Genomic DNA, 18,896 nt, shown 5'->3' with positions numbered 1-18,896 from the left:
TTTCTCATTCTTTTCTCTTTGTGAAAAAAATATTGAACCACAAAGTACACCGAGGCACTTCGCGCTACACAGAGAAAAACAGCATTTAAAAATAATATTCACAAAGAGGATAAGAGACGCTGCGCTTTAGAGGAAAAAACAAAATACTCTTTTGGTCTATCTCATTTATTTCTCATTCTTTTCTCTTTGTGAAAAAAATATTGAACCACAAAGTACACCGAGGCACTTCGCGCTACACAGAGAAAAACAGCATTTAAAAATAATATTCACAAAGAGGATAAGAGACGCTGCGCTTAAAAGGAAAAAACAAAATACTCTTTTGGTCTATCTCATTTATTTCTCATTCTCTTCTCTTTGTGCAAAACAAATTGAACCACAGGGTTCGGCGAAAAAACGCCTAAACTCGTATCTCGCAAACTTTTTCGTCTGATAGCTGACGGCTGAAAGCTGATAGCTCCTACCCCTAGCAACTCGCTAACTTGTTGGGCTTCGCTCAGCTCCACCCAACATACAATAAGAGCTACCCTTTATTCCCCCGCAAACTTTAACATTCGCGTTTGGTCGGTAAGTTCAATATCCACCAGCTCATATGGAGCTTTGGCTGCTTGAGTGACCGCAAAAGGCATGGTGAAACTACCATAGCTATCAATCTGTTTTGCTACTTCAACCGTTGCCAGTTTGATGCGCTCACCTTTATCACCTTTGCCAGTTAAGGTTGCACGAATGGCGTAGCGGCCTGAATCGGTCACTTGCACCGGTACTTTAGCTTGGTATTTGTTATTGCCAAGCGCAGTGACTTTTGCTTTATCCATACTGATGGTTTGTGAACTATGTACAAACGGCATTTTTATAGAGCGTTTTACCGTTTGGCCATTTACTTTAGTATCTATGCTGGCCTCAAGCTCATAGTAACCATTTGCGGCACCCAAAGTTTCAAGCGGGTAATTAAATACTGCTTCACCATTTTCGTAACGTACATCTAGTTTTTCGCCATCAGGACTTGAAAGCGTTAACTTCACATCACTATCTTTAAAGCGCTTTTTACCCATACTAAGCTGCATAGCAACACGCTGTTGCTGATCTTTCACTTTAAATTGCGATTTAGCATGCAAAGCATTGCTCGAGCCTTTTTCAATCACATGCAGCAAGTAGGAGTCATTATCGTTAAGCGCTTGGCTTGTTCTTAACATTGCTTTGCCATTTACCTGACCTAGCTTTAAGCCAACACTACCATCGCTAAATCCTGCATTTTCCATTTGCTCACGTGCAACCATAGCTTGCATTGGCATTTGTCTAAAGCTGTCATCTCGCACCGACAGTTTATCTAGCTGTAAGCCATGAGGCTTAAAGACTTCGCCACTATCAAAGCGTGCTTTTGGTGCAATGCGAATAAAGTTATCAGCTTGGTTTACAAAGACAGGCACGCCGCGCTTAAGCTCTTTACCCGAAACCTTCTGCCAATATTCAACACTGTTTTTTTCAAGTGTTTGCAGTTGAGCGCTCGATGCTGGTTGAACTTGAGGAAACTGATAAACCGTTTGCTCATTAGCATTTGCAGCTGTGCTTACAAGCACTATTGCAGCGGCTAGTGTGGTTAACTTATTAATCATAGCTGGCTCCTAAATTCGGTTTTTAAGCATGTTTGGCAAGCCAAAACAGTTGCGTCGACTTTGCTGATGACTCAAAGGTTCACCACCTTGGGTTCGTGATTTATCGGTAAACCACACCACCCCAGCTAACGACTGAGAACTGCAATTTAAAAAACCATCTGAACAGCTGTCTAACCAGTTTTGTGTTACTTCAAGGCCCACTTGATTTTGATAACCGCCACAATAGCTGTCGCTATCCCATACCGCTGATTCAACATCACTGCCCACCACGGTTTCGAATCGAGACGGTAAACTTGGGCGGTTCGGTGTGCCATACAGCCACTGTGCGTTATACGATTCCATCCAGGATACTTGCTGTTGTTTTACTGCATCGCTGCCGTAACCTAAAAGCCAACCCAAGCTTTGCTCAAACGAATTACCCGCAATAACCGCATCAGCCAACGGCGTACCACCACTTGAAGGAGCCAGAGCAATAGTACGCGTTACTTTGCTAATAATATTTGGATAACGGCTATCCCATGTTGGGTTAGATAAAATCCAACGCACCACATTGCCACCGTTAGAGTGAGTGATCAGAGTTAAATCTGTGATGTTTTTATTATTGATAAATGTAGTGAGCTGCCCTGCTAGACAGCCAGATGCCGCATCTGCCCACATGTACTGATCAAAGTCACAATTAATGACCGTGTAATTACTACTATTTGGCAAACCTTGACGAACCGTGTCGACAAAACTGCCTGTCCAATAGTCATTATACGCATCGCTTTGCTGGCCTGTACCGTGCACAAATGCGACTCCTTGCGCAGCAAAAGCACTGTGGCTGATACCCGCTGCCAACATTAAAGCTGGCACTAGTGAGAGTGTTTTTATTTTCATGTGTGTTCCTGTTGATTGTAATTTTATCTATCAGGTTGGAGGAGTGACCTCCGACCAAAAACATAGACCAAACAGGTACGAAAGCAAGATTTAATTTACATTAATTTAACTTTTGTGTGTTTTTTAAGTACAAATTATTAGATTTTTACTAGCAAAATGTGCTAGTTGAATATGTAGAATTGCAATACTAGGTAGATTTTAAGGCTAATCATTAGCTAGAAAAGCCCTAGATATTTTACTTTTATTTATAAATCTTTTTTTAATCCATATCTCTAAATTTACACACAGGATCTTTTACTGATTTATTTATAAGGGTAATTTGGCAATCTAAGTAATAACTAAATAGATCTAAAGTCACTGTGAAAGAACTTTCAGAAAAGGCGGGGGTCAAATAGTCGACTCCAACAACATCAGTCCTTACATCAACCGCATTCCCTTGTTGATCGGTAAAAATACATAACTGCTTTTGTTTATCCATTCTGTCCAATTTTAGTGTAATACAAGGTTGAACCTCAGTGTTATAGCGCAAATAAGTAACAGTCTCATTTTTTAACTGACCTTTGATTACCTGAATCGGCTGGATATTGTCAACCTTCTCTAAACTCGATTCCTGAGAACAAGCGAAACTGGTAAAAATAGAAAGGGATAGTGCCATTGTTTTAAGATTCATGGAGAAACCTGCATTGTCGATTGTTTTACCGATAAAGTACTTGCGAACTTACTTCTCATAGCAAACCTCTGATAAGGCACTGAACTCCACTTAGAGCGATCACTGAATATAAGCTTCAAAGCTTTAATATCTCCTTGCGCGAGTGGTTTTTGTAAGAACTTTCTTGTGGCTCCCGAATACTCGCCTCGATAAGTTAAATCAACAAAAAGTTCCAATAAAGAACTTGGTAATTGACCCCAATCAACAGCTCCATATGCAGCGACAGTATCTGCTTTTTGGCATATTCGCAAAACAACTTTTTCTTTCTCTGCATATGCAATATTAAATAAAGATAGCTGTACATTTGGACTAATTTCATAGTCCAATAAATCGTTCTTAATTATAAAAAGCTCTGCCGCCCTTCCTTTAAGCCTGAAGCTGAAGCTAATAGGTTTGCTTCTATTAAATTAATACCTGCTTTTACAAGTTGGGCTGAAATAAGGCTAGCAGATTTATCTCTCAGATCATAACCTCTCCCTAGTGTTAAACCCGAATTAGTGCTAGGAACAACTTGTTATGTGTACGGCATTCACAGCAGCCGATTATAGAATGAAAATGCCACCTACACCTACGTTCTCGGCCACTTTGGTTTGCAAACCGATACGTACGTAAAACAAGTGAGTTTGATTCAGTAGGTTTGAGTTAGCGAGATGGTAGCAACGATTTTATATCGCGTAGGAATGGTGCTAGGTGCTAACAGCGTAGTGTTAGTTGCGCCTCCCCTATGACTTTTTTCGGCGTTAAAACGCCTCCTACAACTCGCATCTCGCTAACTTTTCAATCTGATAGCTGACGGCTGAAAGCTGATAGCTCCTTTACCCTTTCCCCTTGTATCTCGCTAACTTGTTGGGTTTCTCTCCGCTCTAACCAACCTACCAGCTGATAGCTCTACGAACCATACAGCGCTTTCATCAATTGGCGCAGGTTCTTTTGATTAGTTTCCGTCTTAACCAGTGCTTTTAAACGGCTTTTCACCTCTGGTTTTGACTTCGCTTGTTGACTTAACGCCGATATAGCGGCACTGCGAATATCTTTCGGGTTACTAGCGTCAGCAAAGGCATAAATACTATCGACTTGTTCTGCGCCTAACTCATTATTACCCATTGCCTTTAATATCGCCCCTTGCGCTTTACTATCAGTTTCTTGATTTAGTTGATTACTCAAGTAATTCAAACTGGTTTTACTTGGCATTTTTGCCAGAGCCTCTGCCGCATTTAGGCGTAATCTTGCACTGTCGCCAGCTAAATAATCACCAATAAGCTGTTGATGATCATAGTCTCCACTATTACCCAGTGCGGTGATTAGGGCTGATGCTTTTTGCTCCGTTGCACTAGAGCTCAAAGAATCAGCTAATTTTTGGGTTAACTGAGTTGAAAACTCACTGCCCTGCTGATTTTTTGCAATCGCCCCCATTACCATTAAAGCACTGTGAGCCAGCTTAGAATTTTCTTCATCAAGACCATATGACATTGAATACTCAAAAATCGCCTCAACCTGTAAGTCAGTTAACGGCTTTTCACTGTATTTTAGTGCCATTAAACTTCTAAAGCGCTGATTTGGTGAAAATAAACCAGGCTCAACAAATACCTCTGTCAGTAATTGTTTTGAATTAACTGAGTCATGCTTACCTAGGTACATAAACAATTTACTTTCCAAAGGATCTGCAATTGATTTAGTTGATATAAGCTCTTTTAAGCTCAGCAAATACTGATCGTTATCATAAAGAAATTGCAAAAGCGTTTTTCGGTCTCCCTCTAGCCAATCCATACTTTTTAAAGCAGTGATAAACGCTTCAGTATTTTTTAATGGTTGAGGCGGCGCTTTAGGGTAAACCCAATCTGTGCTTAAATTTTTCCATTGATTAGGGTCTTCGGGTAATTGTAGTAACCTTGCATCATCGGGTATCGATTGATTTGAACGATTTAAACTTAACGTTTGCAGTACTTCAATATTCATATTTCCATCACTACTACTGACTTGAATATGACTATTTCCGAGGGTTTTTGTTAACCAGCACTTATCGTTTTCAAAGATAAACTCATCACTAATAATGTTCGCCGTTTCCAACTGCATTAGCTTTTTCACAGCATTAGCGCTTTGTCTAGTGTCAGTTGGTTCTATATAACTGAGTTTATTACGCTTTAGTTTGTTATCAGCTAAAACCGTGTAGAGTGATTTGTACTGACCGATATCATCTCGCTCTTTAATCCAGTACTTATCACCCTGTAAATTTTCAGGGGGTTTTGCACGGTGAAAGGCACGGTATAAAGCAATCAGCTTTTGTTGATCAGCCGCTTTTAATTTAGCGTTAAACCGATAATCTAAAACTTCACCTGAGTTATTGCTAACTTTCACAGCAAAAGGCACAGCATACTCATTGCTGGTACTCACTGTTTTATTCAACTTTGCTTGAGCTTGGTATAGCTCAAAACCCAACCAGTGAAATTTTTCTGCAACTAACAAAGGCCGATAAATTAACCGCCCTTGCAAGTCAAACTGGCTTTTTGAGGGGCTATTCATCGAAACAATATTCGTATCAGCTTTTGATTGAAGTTCACCCCAAACAGTACAATGAGGCACTGCATAAGCGGCCGAAGCATAGCCTAATAAAGTGCCAAAAAATAAACTCAGTTTAATTAAACGCATTATACCTTAGCCTTCATACTAATAGTTTAAGGTTGCTGATTCGTCTAAAATTGTCCAGCTTTTATCGTACAAGGTACTAGTATCGTAGATAGTTTGAGTTTTGGTTTTTGTCTTAACCGTGCAACACCACTTGTATTTAGGGTATTTCACATAAACATAAAATTCGCCGGAAATAGCCTCAATATCATTCGTTACATCAATCCCTAAGGTGATTTTAGAATCAGTGATAGCTTTAGCTAAATCTGCATAAAGTGTGGCATTAAATGTATCTGCAATAATCAAAAAATCTATACCAACACCGCCACTTGCAATACCTAAGTTTATTTCTGCAGTGGCATACGCATCCATGCTGGCAGTAACAATATCTCCCCCTAAGTCAATTCGGCTATTGCTGTAAGCTAAACCAACCCCTAAATCCAAGCTGCCACTGACACCTGCCTCCACTGTCACCGGAACAATTACAATGGTGAACGTCGTTTCAACCACTTTTTGCTCTTCGCTCCAGCTATATCCTAAAGACTTGTCTAAGGCCGTTAACGTGTCGCCCTCGTCAATTAAAGTGTCACCCAGCACACTAAAGTTTGCTGCATAAGTAATCTCACCATCACTTACATTTGCACTCGCTTCAGCACTGGCACTAACCAAACTCGCTGATTTATCAAAGAGGTAAAGATCTAGGTCTGCTTCAACTAGCCCCTCGGCTGAACCACCATTACTAGAAGAAACATTCATATAGCTATAAAAAGAAGGGCTGATTGCCACAGCATCGCTGTCACCATAGGTAGCACTCCAACTGCCAACTTTGGCTAACGTTGTTGCTGATGAAGCTGTAGTCTGCATCGCTGATGCTGACGCTATTGTTGTTTTATTACTATTTAGCTCTACCGATTCTGCAGTACTCACTTCATCATGATAAAGCGCATAAGGTACTTCAACGGTAATACTATTATTTTCGCTATGAGCTTCAATTTCATCAGAGTTGTCGTGGAAGGTAAATGTCATGCTAAAACTGTTTTCACCACCATCGTGATCAAAATCATCGTGTATCGCTTTTAGCAATACGCCATTTACTGCAACATCCCAAGGAAAGTAATGAGATTGCTCATGATCAGGAAACTTAATACGCATCGTCTCCATATAAGCTTGTGCTTGCTCATTCCATAAGTGAGCATGATAAGTCGTTTCGCCGATGGTTATTGTTGCACTGATGTCAGCCTCGTTGACTGAATTACCAAATTTGGTGGCATTAATAAAACCTATTAAATCAGGTACTTTCTGTGTTGGCTCACCTGTACCTGTGGTATCTCTTTTACCCGGGCCAGGAAAAATAGCAAAGCCGTCGCCCACTTTAAGTTTATCTAAAACAAAATCATGGTAATGACCATCGCTAATGGTTACTGAGCTATAGGTGCTTTCGTCACCAGATTCAATGCCACGGGATTTATTATCTGTAACATCAACTTCGTTTGAGATCACACCACTTGTGTCAACAAAAGCGGCAATAATAAATTCACCCGATACGAGATCTTCATTTGGTAAAATTAATGTTGCTGTATGATTTTGCTCGCCTTCTTGTAACTGCTCGATATAAAACTCACCCAAATCGTAGCCATCAGGCTCATCTTCAGTTTCGAGTTCAGCGACTTTACTTCTTTCAATTAAAATAAATGAAACACCAACGTGTTCATTCGTTAATAAGGTTGTTTCGGTACTGAAATCAACTGTGATCTGTTGTCCTGGTTGATAAACGTCATCGGAGACTGAGGTCATAGATTTCAAAGCGACATTAGCAACAGCTTCTTGTTCGGTAGAGTCATCATCAGAACACCCAACTATTGAAAGTAGGGATAAAGCCAACACAGCACTAATCCTTTTACACTGATTCATATTACGATTCCTAATTATTGATTGTAATTTCGACAAACTATTAATTAATAAAATGCTTACTTCTACTCAAAGTCCGACCGACTTCTTTTCGAAATGGTTAAGCTTTAACCCACCCAAATTGGGGTACAAAAGGTTCATATTTCAAAGGGTAAATCACAATAATGGATGAATTATGGAGGGATAAAAATTTTTAATAGGTGCGAGGGACGAGGAAGGAGATAATAGATATCAGTCGTTAGAAGTCAGATTAGATTGTGCCCGCACATAGTTAAATTGAAATGCTCATCCGTAGGCGTGAAATTTATTTCGCGCGATGAACATAAGAGCATCAGCTTGTAGGTTGGTTAGAGCGGAGCGAAACCCAACATTTGTAGCTATCAGATTACGAACACAAGTTTGCGAGTTAGAAAGAGTAAAGGGGAAAGAGGCGAAATTCGAGTCGTAGGAGGCGTTTTAACGCCGAAAAAAGAGTTATTAAATATCAGTCGTTAGAAGTCAGATTAGATTGTGCCTACGCATACTTAAATTGGAATGCTCATCCGTAGGCGTGAAATTTATTTCGCGCGAAATATATTTCACACCTACGGTATCGGGATTAGCCATAGCAAGGTACAGGCACAATCTAACCTAAACCTTATGGCTTAAAGCTCTTTTGTTTTAATCTGATAGGTGACGGCTGAAAGCTGATAGCTCCTTTCCCCTCGCTAACTTATTGAGCTTCGCAGTGCTCTGCCCAACACGCTGTTATTAATACCCTTCAAACCTTGTTGCACAACCTATGCCTATGCACTCAACACCACTGTCGAGTTCTAACAGCTCTAAATTATAGCTTTTGCTTACATCTACTTTTTTTAGTGGATTATTAAAAAGGCTGATATCTTCTAAATTTGCATGTTCACGTAAATCAATGTTTTTTAATTTGTTATTCGACAAAAAGAGCACTTGGAGCATGGGGTTTGCTGTTAAATCGATAGTGCTTAAGCGATTATTACTGGCGTAAAGTGCAGTTAACTTTTTATTATGGCTTATGTCTAAAGCGCTAAGCTGGTTGGCATCTAGGTTTAGTTCGCTGAGCATCTTGAACTTGCTTAAATCTATGTTTTTTAACTGATTATTTGCAAGCTCAAGGTTACGAATACCACTCGGTATATTTACTTTTGTGAGCTTATTGCCCGACAGGTTAAGTTGATATAGTTCAGAATTAACAAGCGTCAATTCACCTGTCAGCTTATTATCATTAAGATCAAGCCATGTAAGTTTACTGTTAGTGCTTACATCAAGCTTTGAAAGCTTATTACCACTCAGCATTAAAGTCTCTAACTCTTCGTTGTTACTTACATCAATACTCGTAAGGCTATTTTGGCTTAAATTAACATGGAAAAGCTGGCTGTTGTGGCTTATGTCGATTTCGGTCAGCTGGTTTGGCACTTTCTTATCGGCAGGTCTACTTGTAATGCCACCAATTTCACCAACTATGAAGCTATCCCCTTCATTACTGAGGATGAGTTTTGTTAAGTTACTAAAATGCTCAAGCCCTTTGGCTGAGGTAATACCGCGATCTCTGCAATGTATTTTTGTCACCTCACCCACAGTTTTATAGCCACTTTCTTGTAAACACGTTAAGAGATTAGCATCAGCAACCACACTCTCTATTGGTGTATCGTCATTAGCCGAAGCTCCAGCAACCCCAAGATTTAACACAAGCAAACCGGCCAAAGCCCTTTTAATGCGCACAAAGTTCCCTTTTAACATTCTTTCACCTTAAATTTTCAACAACATAATCAGGTGGTTAATTAAGAGGTTTCACCACCCAACAACAAAGCATGCATAATACAGGTTATTTGATGCTTGTACCCATATAAATACAAAAATTCTTCCGAAGTTGTTTTTTAATGGGATCGCGCGAAATAAATTTCACGCCTACAGTGCTAGGTGCTAGGTGCTAGGTGCTAACAGAATGGTTTTGGGTTGATGAAGGGGTTAGGCATAAAGAAAGACCTAATTCCTATTTTCTTAAATCATAAAACCAGTAAAAAGCCTATTAAGATCAGTCGTGATCAATTGCTTACTCCTCAATTTTCTCATACTATCATTTGTTCACATACAGAGATTAAACATGGCCAATGATATTTTGACCATTCAAGAGGTCGCAACCTACCTAAAGCTAAATGAAAAGACGACATATCGTCTTGCAAGTGAAGGCAAATTGCCCGGGTTCAAGGTGGGTGGAAGTTGGCGCTTTAAGCGCGTAGATTTGGAAAAGTGGATTGAAGAACAAAAGAGTCCTCAACCAAAAGAATAAATAAGGACGTTATATGATCCCTAGTTATCAAGAATTCATGCGCCCCTTTCTCGAAATAGCTCATCAAGCTGATGGCAAAGAAGTTAGGTTACGCGATGTGATAAATCAGTTAGCTGATAAGTTCTGTCTAACTGAAGCAGAACGTGAAGAGACACTGCCAAGCGGCAGACAATCTATTCTTGATAACCGTGTTGGTTGGGCTAGGACTTACCTAACCAAAGCAGGCTTGCTTGAAACAACACGACGAGCACATTTTGTGATCACCGCTCGTGGTATATCAGCTTTGCAAGATCCCAGTGTTAAAATTGACAATGACTATCTCAAGCAATTTGATGAATTTGTCGCATTTAAGCAAAAGACAAATGAATCAGATGCGCATAGCATTGATGTAGAGCCAGACAAAGACATTACCCCTGATGAAGCACTTAGAGCGGCTTACAAAAAGATTAACGATGCTTTAGCGCAAGATATTCTCGATAGAACCCGTAAAGTCACTCCAGCGTTTTTTGAAGATCTGTTGATTGAGCTACTCGTCGCCATGGGTTATGGCGGTACCGGTGAAGGTGCCGCACATGCGCTAGGTAAAACAGGTGACAATGGTGTAGACGGCGTTATAGACCAAGACCCACTTGGTGTTGATCAAATCTACATTCAGGCAAAGCGTTATGCCGAAGGCAATAACGTAAGTGCTGGTGACATCCGAGACTTCTTCGGAGCGCTAAATCTTAAAAAAGCGCAGAAAGGTATTTTTATTACTACTTCTGAGTTCACTGCATCAGCCATCGAGACAGCACAAAATTTAGGTACTCGCATTGTACTTATCAACGGCACTGAATTAGCGAAGCGCATGCTGCGATACAACATCGGCAGCCGTGACGAACAGGTATTACACCTGAAGAAAATAGACGAAGAACTTTTTGAAAATTAGGCCCTAACCTAACACAAAATCAATGGATAAATAGAAAATGATAGAACTTGGACAATTTAAAGAACACTGTAATAAGGTTTGGGAAATTGCGAATTTATTGCGTGGACCGTACAGACCACCTCAGTACCGCAGAGTAATGATCCCCCTTACAGTTTTAAAACGTTTAGATTCTGTTTTACTTGAAACCAAGCAGCAAGTTTTAGAGCAATATGAAAAGCTAGTAAAAGCCAACCAAGATGAAGATACTGTCGAACAAATCATCTTCCAAAAATTTGATCTTAAGTTTTATAACACTTCAAATTTCACCTTTAAAACTTTACTGGATGATCCCGATAAACTTGCTGCTAACCTCAATAAGTTCATTGCTGGTTTCTCAAAAAGAGCTCGTGACATCATTGAAAAATTCAGCTTTGCCGAAGAGATCGAAAAGTTAGACGATGCTAACCGCCTCTACGAGGTTGTTAAAGCAATGGCTGATGTAGATCTGCACCCAGATAGAGTACCAAACGATAAAATGGGTAATGTCTTTGAAGATCTCGTTAGACGATTCAATGAACAAGCTAACGAAGAAGCTGGTGATCACTACATAATGTCATCTTCATTTTTTACTAACGAATGCCACCTTCCAATAGCAGCATAAAGTGTTACCACTCAATAGGTGTTAAAGTCGATTTTAAATAAAGTGGATGAGCTGGTTCACCTGATTTATTGACTTTCAATACATTTAATTCTGGAATCAAGGCTCGAACATGTTTAGAGCGATTCAAAAACATACCATCATTTCCCCAAGCCCCAACAATTACTCCCGCATTTTTGGCAAGTAGGATAAGTGTCTCATCATTTTTATTACCGATAGGATCAGATGCTCTTTTCATGTCTTCAGGCTGAGTAGCTCGATAAGCAAAAAGGTTGGTCATACATAAGCCACCATAGCCCCACGTTTTAGCGAAATTAATACAGCGACGAATAGTAGGATCGTCTTCAGTTTCATCTGCTGTTGATGGATTAAGTCCTATGAACATCGCATAGGGTTTCGACTCGTCCCAAGTGCGCCAAAGTTCATAACGGTAAGTTCTACAATCGGACAGTTTTGCTGTTTTCTTCATATCAATCATCCACAACTTCAATCGTTACATGTTGAGCACCAAAGTACGTACCTTCATCCACTCCATAGCGCAAGGTTTCATCACAGTGTGGGCAATCAAAGCTTTCATTAGGCTCAATGCATTCATCTTCTAGCCAATCCCAGCTAATATACTTTTCACAAGTTGGGCATTTCATTCAGCAATCCTTATTCATTCAAATACATCTCCGCCATGTCATCCAATTTGGCTTTTACTTCTTTCCAGTTTGGCATTACTTGGGTTAATAAACGCCAGAAGCGCTCGCTGTGGTTATGTTCAGCAATGTGGCAAAGCTCATGTAGTATCACGTAATCAATGCATTCTTTCGGTGCTTTAACTAGGTGAGGATTGAGCATCAAGTTGCCTTTGGTTGAGCAACTTCCCCATTGCTTTTTCATTGCCATCACACGAAAAGAAGGAATGCCTGTTACCCAAGTGGCTTTCGGAAGTAGTTCGGATAGTCGCTCATGAAAAATTGCTTTTGCTTTGTGTTGATACCACTTGTCGATTAGTGGTTTAATTTTCATCAACCGATCATCATTATTTTTGCTAATGTCATACTTGATAGTGACGTTCAATTTTCCACGGCTTAGCTTCACATTGGGAACTTGCTCGGCATCATTGATGATCTTTAATACATAGCGTTTACCTAAGTAAAACTGCGTTTCGCCACTCACGTAACGCTTAGGTAAAACGGTATCTTTTTGCTTAGCAAACTCATCAATGCTTTGCCAAATCCATCTGGCACGCTTATGCATGGCATCTTGAATAGCATCATCACTTGCATCATGTGGAACAGTAGCTACAACACGCTGATCAGGGTGAACCTTAATAATGACCTTGCGTGCTGTTTTTTTAGCATTTTCAACAGGCTTGGTTTTACGAATAACATCATAGTGAATGGTGTCGTTACCATAGGTAAAAACACCACGTTCATTGGTTGTTGTTCGGATCTCAGCAGCTAATGTCAAATTAGACACTAAAAGTCACCTCTTGATAATCCTAACCTTGCTCGTTTTAACACTTCTTCAATCAGCTTTTGAGCGTTATTAAGGCCAAGATCAGCAAATAACAGCGGCAACAGCTTCATGTGAATAGCGTTTTCAATTTCCGCAGGGTTGATTGAATACTCTGCAACAGCGGTATTCACTACATCATCAATGCTAAACGCCAAGGCTACTAACTTGTCGTTATCCAGATTTTTTTCAGTCAAGAACTCAGCTTCAAATAGGTGCTTAAACAAACCAAAATAGGCTTGTGCATGTTTATTTAACTTGCCGGAGTCATCTACAAAGTCATTGGGAACATCAGCCACTTTGCGTTCTTTCACTTCTTGCTCAAAGTCAGCAAAAAGGATGTATTGTTTAACAGGCGCATCAAACATCGCTTTGGCATCTTCAATCGCCTTTTTCAGCATCTTAGAGAAATATTCCTGTGCATAAGGATCATCTGCTAAGTCTTGCTCAATTATCTTAGTGATTCGGCCTGTGATTTTATCAGTCTGGTTACGAGCCTCATCATCGCTCATATCCTGTGGCTTAACGTCTTTCCCTAAATTACCAACCAAGTACGCTCCGTCAGGCTCTTTCACTTCAATACCAGCTATGTGCTTGTCTAGAAGGCTGCGAATGTCTTCAGCGTATTCATCATAATTAATGGTTTCGTCAGCATCTTCACGCACTTGTTTTCGCAAATCGACAAAGGCTTTTAGATCACGTTTGTACAAGTCACGTTTGTTATCGAATGACTTATCTTCAAAGTAGGTCGCTGATTGCAATGCTACTTTCATACAGTTAGAAAATGCAGTTAGAGCAGAATAAAAGTCATCACGCTTTTTAAGATTCGTATCAACAAGCTTGCCATCAACTTCTTGCACTTTAGGCGCTAACGCTTGGCGAAGTGCTGGGCCATCTTGCTTGTTTTTAACACCTTCAAATATCGCCCATAAATCGCTATGCAGTCCCGGAAGCTTTTTGTATTCCGTATCCATGCGGTTGTACAAACCTTTCAGATCATCAATATCAAAGCCGCCTTGGGTACGCTCCGCAAGGTCTTGATATTTCTCAATGGTGGTATCAAGCTCTTTTAAAATGCCTCGATAATCGATTAAGTAACCAAACTGCTTTTTACTATGTAATCGGTTAACACGGGCAATTGCTTGTATTAGGTTGTGCTCCTTTAGAGGCTTATCGATGTAAAGCACAGTGTTCTTTGGCTCGTCAAAGCCTGTAAGGAGCTTATCAACAACGATCATGATGTCTGGGCCATCATCTCTACCAAAGTCTTCAATAATGGCTTTCGTGTAGGCTTTTTCGTCCATTTTATTAACGTTTGCCTTCCACCAATTTTGCACAATGTCCTTACTTTCTTGATCAACCGCCTCGTGACCCTCACGAGTATCTGGAGCCGACATCGCCACAACCGATGTTACTGTACCAATTTTGTCTAATGCCTTCTTATAACGAATTGCAGAGGCTTTGGAGTCACAAGCCAATTGGCCTTTTAAGCCTTGCTGTTTAAAGTTTTGGAAGTGGTCGGCAATATCATAAGCAATCAGATCAATTCGACTTTCAGTTTGGTAGATTTGACCTTTTTGAGAAAACTTCTTCTTTAGGTCGGTCTTTTGCTTATCACTTAGTTTGCTAGTGCTGCGTTCAAACCATGCATCAATAGCTTTGTCATTAACGTTCAACTCTGGAATGCGTTCTTCGTATAACAGAGGGGTAACGGTTTTATCTTCAACCGCTTGTTGCATGGTGTAAGAGTGGATGATCTTACCAAATTTGTTTTCGGTCTTATCGTCTTTTAACAGTGGTGTACCCGTAAAAGCAATATAGGCGGCTTTAGGCAGCGTCTGCTGCATACGGATATTATTTTCACCGTTCTGGCTACGGTGGCCTTCATCAACAAGTACAATAATGTTTGGGCTATCGTTGTAGCATTCTTTATATTTGATCGCTGAGCCAAACTTATTAATGATCGAGAAGATAACTCGCTCATTCCCTTTACCAATTTGTTCAGCTAAACGCTTACCAGTGGTCGCCATTGCATCTTTTTTATCTCGGTCAGTTAATACACCGCCAGATGCAAAGGTACGGCTTAGTTGATCTTCCAAGTCTACACGGTCTGTGACTATGATCACCCTGCATTGCGCAAGCTCTTCAAGCCAAATAAGTGCTTTGGATAAGAACACCATCGTAAATGACTTACCGCTGCCTGTTGTGTGCCAAATAACACCACCTTCACGAGCGCCTGTGTCATCAAACGTATTAATACGCTCTATCAGAGCCTTAATACCAAACACCTGCTGATATCGAGCGACAATCTTGCCTGCTTTTTTATCGAACAAGGTAAACAAGCGAGTCATATCCAATAGGCGCTCAGGACGCAGTAAGCTGACAATAAGCCTATCTTGATCGGTAACAGTTAAGTCACCCGCAGCAACCAATGACAGGTAGGCATCTTTAGCTTTGGCAGGACGATGATTAAACAGCTCATTTAATTGTTCATCGCTCAACTTATGATTTTTTAGCCTGACAAATTCCGCTTCTGGTATTTGTTCTTCCTTCCACTTCGCCCAGAACTTTTCAGGGGTGCCGCATGTGGCATATAAGCCTACATGCCCATTTACTGCTAGTAGCAATTGGCTATAGGCATACAAGTGAGGAATTTCAGCCTGACCTTGATTACGAATGTGCTGAGAAATCGCCTCAGTGTTGGTCGATTTCCCTTCTTTATTTGAATCCGGGCGTTTCGCCTCGATAACCACTAATGGCAAGCCATTCAAAAAACACACAATATCGGGAATGCGGTTGCCAGTACCTTCGGCATTTTGAACCACTAGCTCTTCAGTAAAATGGAATTGGTTATTATCAATATTATGCCAATCAATAAGTTTAATGGTGGGGGAGGCTTTTTTTCCATCTATAAATTCAGTAACGCTCACGCCATACATTAAAGCATTGTAAATTTTCTCATTAGCCGCTTTTAACCCTAAGTTCATGGCAGGGTTTAGCTCATGCAAGACTTTATCAATAGCTGCTTCTGATAATGTGTGTTGCTTACCCGCAAACGAGAACGTTTGCTTTGCTAAAAAAGCACGCATTAGAGGCAATAAAATAACCTGATGAGTACTTTTCTTTTCACTCGCTAGGGCATTGCCACGTAGCGCTTCGCATTCACTTGGTTGAATGAAGTTGTAGCCTAAATTTGTAAGCAACGAAAGCGCAGGAATTTTAGCGCTGAATTCTTCTTGGAAGTTAACTCTGACTGTCATTTTAGCCTTTCCCTGTTTTTTTCGTATCCATCCATCGCTGTCCTTGCACTGATATTCCTAAAAGGTGCGACAATTGTTGTTTCTCTTTATAGTCCACAGGGAAAAGGTAAATATGCTGAATTACCATTTCTTTCAAAATTCTAAGGCAGACTTGATTGTCTTTAAGTTGTTTAACGCAGCTAGAAATGTGTTCAATATTTATAGATTTATTGAACTGAAGTTCGATTGCTTGTCGTATCAAATGGAAAGCAGGTGTACCAACATTTGTTTCCATTTCTCTGTAAACTTCCAAAGCTTCTTTCGAGCCTACAGAAGATGCAATTTTCCTTGTGATACCATTTATTACGCCATAAGTAAGATGTAGGTACGCATTTTCTGCTTGTTTTTCAATCTCTCTATTTGTCAAATTTGGGTGTTCAGATAAGTGAGTTGATATCAACTTAACGATTTCTTTTTTCGCTGTATCAGAGATCTTAATAAAATATTCCAAAAACCTTAAACCAGCATTCGCTCCTGTTTTAGCTAATTCTTCCATTGCATCACGAGTAAGTGTTGCATGTCGATTGCGAATAATCTGTCCCGCAATCTCCATACCTTTAAAGGTTTTGTTGATATTGGCTAATATATCCAGCTCAACTTCATCTTTATCATCAGAATTTCGTTCCATTTGATCTAAACGTTCATTTTGCTTGTCACGTTCATTTTGAATTTCACGTTGTTCAATAATTAATTCAGGGATAGCCTTCATAAACTCAGACATAAATGAAAGCTGCTCCTTATCTAAAGTAGCTTCCTTTTGATCATCAAATAATGAAGTTAATATCGACTTTATTTCATTTAAAACCCACGAATCTTTTGTGTGGTGCGTAATAAAGATTAGAATATTTGCAAAGTCTTCTCTATGGAGTCTTTCTAATAAATCTTGAATTTTGGCTTGGGTTTCTTCGCTATCTCTATATGATTCGGCAATTTTTTTGCCAACAAAGAAGTAGTAAATATAAGGGTATTTAAAGCCAACATTAATACCGTTGCTTGATAAAATTGAGTGTCCAACAAGCTTTCTTAGTACTTTTTCTTTATCAACATGCAAATAGACTTCGCTGTAATTTTTAAAAAATTCTTCAATCTGATGAATGTTGAGATCGGAGCCATGTTGAAAAATTTCCCAAGCCAATTCCGTTAGTACATTGAGGTATTTATCAAAATCTTGTTTATCAATATTCGCTTTATCAAATGATTGGTAAATTAACTGCTGATAGCAATGACCATATGATGTTAAGTCTAAGTTAAGTTGCGCATTTGCTTCAAACATCTGCAATAGCATCAAGACGTATATTGGCTTTGGCGGGACAATATTTTTTTTGATGACAATATTAAGTCGAGCCTTAAGTTCATCACATTTAGCGTAAAGTTCACCTTCTTCAATGCTTTCTTCAACACCAAGAGAAATCCATTTTTGAACTAATTCCTCTCTTTTTTTGTTCCCAAGCCCCATCAATTCGATTCGGTCATGTTCATCTAGAGCGGGAATATCACCATAAATAAACGTATATGAACTATGACAAGTTATAAAAGTGTTGTCGGTTGTTTGATTTATCTCTTCAAGAAATTTGCTTTTGAATTTTTTATTTAGGCCAATTTCATCAATGTTATCGATGAGAACGACAGCTTTTTCATTTTTATTAAAGCCTTCAAACGTGAGATTTTCATATTGCTCGGTTAATGCCCTCGATATTTCTTGCTCAGCGGACGCTTTTTTTATGTTTAATGCATCAAGATAGACTGGAAGAAATGATAGTTTCAGTAACTCTTTGTATAGATATTTTAGAAGCGAAGTTTTACCTTGTTGCTCTTCGCCAGATATAATGTGATGACCAAGATTTTGTAATAAATGTTTTGCTGGCTTTATGTCTACTAAATCATTGGAGCTATCTAATTCAACATCTGGAACAACATAAATATCATCTAAACTTACTTGGTTAACTTTACGATGTGTGAGCACTATTTCGGTATCACTGAGCCAAGAACTCGCTTTATCAGTTAATTGCACTCCTTGTGCTTTAGCTTTTTTAATTGGGTGTAATTTAGGCTTAAACTCTTGGATGTGCTTTTTAACACCTCCAATAACATTCACCCAAGCTTCATCTTCGTTACCCCAAGATGCAATAGGTACAGCATCTTTTGGCAACCCTTGTATTTTCGAAAGCTCTGAATCAGACCAATCAACAGCTCTAATAACTATAGGAATTAGTTGTGCTCTGCCTTCCTTATGCATTGAAAGTGCTTTTTGCACTTCAACGCCCATACAATAGTCAGAATTCATAAAAGAAGAGCTAATTAAAAATAAAATTATTTCTGACGAGGCTAAGTTTTCAGAAATCTCGTCACTCCAATCTTGACCGGGTACTATTTTTCTATCATTCCATTCACTTACAACATTCGCTCTAACTAACCCAGACATGTGCTCGACTAAACTGTCTTTAAATTGCTCATCTTTGTGTGCATAACTTATAAATACTTTTACTGCCATTATTCTTC

15 protein-coding genes and 1 pseudogene are annotated in these 18,896 nt (G+C 39.5%); 4 read left to right on the top strand and 12 right to left on the bottom strand.

Going from position 1 to position 18,896, the window contains the following annotated elements:
- Positions 1–527 precede the first annotated feature (527 nt).
- The 4 genes from L1266_RS19080 to L1266_RS19065 form a co-directional block, all read right to left on the bottom strand.
- Positions 528–1,610: a DUF4785 family protein gene (locus tag L1266_RS19080; RefSeq protein WP_235378150.1), complete on the bottom strand. Its 1,083-nt coding sequence runs from the start codon at positions 1,608–1,610 to the stop codon at positions 528–530.
- A gap of 9 nt (positions 1,611–1,619) precedes the next feature.
- Positions 1,620–2,486: a hypothetical protein gene (locus L1266_RS19075; RefSeq protein WP_054560749.1), complete on the bottom strand. Its 867-nt coding sequence runs from the start codon at positions 2,484–2,486 to the stop codon at positions 1,620–1,622.
- A 259-nt stretch (positions 2,487–2,745) separates the two neighbouring features.
- Complete coding sequence (locus L1266_RS19070) at positions 2,746–3,156, bottom strand: hypothetical protein (RefSeq protein ID WP_235378149.1); 411 nt, start codon at positions 3,154–3,156, stop codon at positions 2,746–2,748.
- Complete coding sequence (locus L1266_RS19065; protein ID WP_235378148.1) at positions 3,153–3,521, bottom strand: hypothetical protein; 369 nt, start codon at positions 3,519–3,521, stop codon at positions 3,153–3,155. The genes L1266_RS19070 and L1266_RS19065 overlap by 4 nt, the downstream gene beginning before the upstream one ends.
- Before the next feature lie 183 nt (positions 3,522–3,704).
- On the opposite strand from L1266_RS19065, the pseudogene L1266_RS22530 reads away from it, so the two are divergent.
- Positions 3,705–3,830, top strand: a pseudogene (locus tag L1266_RS22530) (lipase); the annotation flags it as partial.
- A gap of 253 nt (positions 3,831–4,083) precedes the next feature.
- Here the strand turns inward: L1266_RS22530 and L1266_RS19060 are convergent.
- The 3 genes from L1266_RS19060 to L1266_RS19050 all read right to left on the bottom strand — a co-directional run bounded on the left by L1266_RS19060 (position 4,084) and on the right by L1266_RS19050 (position 9,480).
- Positions 4,084–5,841 carry a HEAT repeat domain-containing protein gene (locus L1266_RS19060; RefSeq protein WP_235378147.1) on the bottom strand — a complete coding sequence of 586 codons (1,758 nt, stop codon included), beginning with the start codon at positions 5,839–5,841 and terminating at the stop codon, positions 4,084–4,086.
- An 18-nt stretch (positions 5,842–5,859) separates the two neighbouring features.
- Entirely contained in the window at positions 5,860–7,728 is a 1,869-nt protein-coding gene (locus L1266_RS19055; RefSeq protein ID WP_235378146.1) for a hypothetical protein, read from the bottom strand.
- 747 nt (positions 7,729–8,475) lie between these two features.
- Entirely contained in the window at positions 8,476–9,480 is a 1,005-nt protein-coding gene (locus L1266_RS19050) for a hypothetical protein (RefSeq protein ID WP_235378145.1), read from the bottom strand.
- Positions 9,481–9,844: 364 nt separating this feature from the next.
- Between L1266_RS19050 and L1266_RS19045 the strand changes: the two genes are divergently transcribed.
- From L1266_RS19045 to L1266_RS19035, 3 genes are read left to right on the top strand one after another with little or no spacing between them, the layout of a single operon-like run.
- The gene (locus L1266_RS19045) at positions 9,845–10,030 is read left to right on the top strand and encodes a helix-turn-helix domain-containing protein (RefSeq protein WP_235378144.1); all 186 of its coding nucleotides are present in this window, start codon (positions 9,845–9,847) and stop codon (positions 10,028–10,030) included.
- A gap of 13 nt (positions 10,031–10,043) precedes the next feature.
- Positions 10,044–10,958, top strand: coding sequence for a restriction endonuclease (locus L1266_RS19040; protein WP_235378143.1), 915 nt, complete (start codon positions 10,044–10,046; stop codon positions 10,956–10,958).
- A gap of 37 nt (positions 10,959–10,995) precedes the next feature.
- Positions 10,996–11,598 (top strand): type I restriction-modification system subunit M N-terminal domain-containing protein, encoded by a 603-nt coding sequence (locus L1266_RS19035; RefSeq protein WP_235378142.1) that lies wholly within the window; start codon positions 10,996–10,998, stop codon positions 11,596–11,598.
- A gap of 4 nt (positions 11,599–11,602) precedes the next feature.
- On the opposite strand, the gene L1266_RS19030 is transcribed toward L1266_RS19035, so the two are convergent.
- Genes L1266_RS19030 through L1266_RS19010 form a run of 5 tightly spaced genes read right to left on the bottom strand, consistent with a single transcriptional unit; the run spans position 11,603 to position 18,888 of the window.
- Positions 11,603–12,064, bottom strand: coding sequence for a DUF1643 domain-containing protein (locus L1266_RS19030; RefSeq protein WP_235378141.1), 462 nt, complete (start codon positions 12,062–12,064; stop codon positions 11,603–11,605).
- Position 12,065: 1 nt separating this feature from the next.
- A complete protein-coding gene (locus L1266_RS19025; RefSeq protein ID WP_235378140.1) occupies positions 12,066–12,239 on the bottom strand; it encodes a hypothetical protein in 174 nt (57 codons plus the stop codon).
- Between the two features lie 10 nt (positions 12,240–12,249).
- The gene (locus L1266_RS19020) at positions 12,250–13,062 is read right to left on the bottom strand and encodes a M48 family metallopeptidase (RefSeq protein WP_235378139.1); all 813 of its coding nucleotides are present in this window, start codon (positions 13,060–13,062) and stop codon (positions 12,250–12,252) included.
- Positions 13,062–16,358, bottom strand: a complete 3,297-nt coding sequence (locus L1266_RS19015; RefSeq protein ID WP_235378138.1) for a type I restriction endonuclease subunit R — start codon at positions 16,356–16,358, stop codon at positions 13,062–13,064. The genes L1266_RS19020 and L1266_RS19015 overlap by 1 nt, the downstream gene beginning before the upstream one ends.
- Before the next feature lies 1 nt (position 16,359).
- Positions 16,360–18,888 (bottom strand): toll/interleukin-1 receptor domain-containing protein, encoded by a 2,529-nt coding sequence (locus L1266_RS19010; protein ID WP_235378137.1) that lies wholly within the window; start codon positions 18,886–18,888, stop codon positions 16,360–16,362.
- Positions 18,889–18,896: the final 8 nt, after the last annotated feature.

This window comes from Pseudoalteromonas sp. Cn5-37, from assembly GCF_021532495.1.
GTDB classification, from domain to species: Bacteria; Pseudomonadota; Gammaproteobacteria; order Enterobacterales; family Alteromonadaceae; genus Pseudoalteromonas; species Pseudoalteromonas simplex.
Note: the sequence above shows the minus strand (reverse complement) of the source record. Positions and strands in the feature narration are given on the sequence as shown.

What these genes read in the sequence shown, in the direction of transcription:
- L1266_RS19080 (WP_235378150.1), bottom strand. Translation starts at nt 1,610, where the DNA reads ATGATTAATAAGTTAACCACACTAGCCGCTGCAATAGTGCTTGTAAGC.
- L1266_RS19075 (WP_054560749.1), bottom strand. Translation starts at nt 2,486, where the DNA reads ATGAAAATAAAAACACTCTCACTAGTGCCAGCTTTAATGTTGGCAGCG.
- L1266_RS19070 (WP_235378149.1), bottom strand. Translation starts at nt 3,156, where the DNA reads ATGAATCTTAAAACAATGGCACTATCCCTTTCTATTTTTACCAGTTTC.
- L1266_RS19060 (WP_235378147.1), bottom strand. Translation starts at nt 5,841, where the DNA reads ATGCGTTTAATTAAACTGAGTTTATTTTTTGGCACTTTATTAGGCTAT.
- L1266_RS19055 (WP_235378146.1), bottom strand. Translation starts at nt 7,728, where the DNA reads ATGAATCAGTGTAAAAGGATTAGTGCTGTGTTGGCTTTATCCCTACTT.
- L1266_RS19050 (WP_235378145.1), bottom strand. Translation starts at nt 9,480, where the DNA reads ATGTTAAAAGGGAACTTTGTGCGCATTAAAAGGGCTTTGGCCGGTTTG.
- L1266_RS19045 (WP_235378144.1), top strand. Translation starts at nt 9,845, where the DNA reads ATGGCCAATGATATTTTGACCATTCAAGAGGTCGCAACCTACCTAAAG.
- L1266_RS19040 (WP_235378143.1), top strand. Translation starts at nt 10,044, where the DNA reads ATGATCCCTAGTTATCAAGAATTCATGCGCCCCTTTCTCGAAATAGCT.
- L1266_RS19035 (WP_235378142.1), top strand. Translation starts at nt 10,996, where the DNA reads ATGATAGAACTTGGACAATTTAAAGAACACTGTAATAAGGTTTGGGAA.
- L1266_RS19030 (WP_235378141.1), bottom strand. Translation starts at nt 12,064, where the DNA reads ATGAAGAAAACAGCAAAACTGTCCGATTGTAGAACTTACCGTTATGAA.
- L1266_RS19025 (WP_235378140.1), bottom strand. Translation starts at nt 12,239, where the DNA reads ATGAAATGCCCAACTTGTGAAAAGTATATTAGCTGGGATTGGCTAGAA.
- L1266_RS19015 (WP_235378138.1), bottom strand. Translation starts at nt 16,358, where the DNA reads ATGACAGTCAGAGTTAACTTCCAAGAAGAATTCAGCGCTAAAATTCCT.
- L1266_RS19010 (WP_235378137.1), bottom strand. Translation starts at nt 18,888, where the DNA reads ATGGCAGTAAAAGTATTTATAAGTTATGCACACAAAGATGAGCAATTT.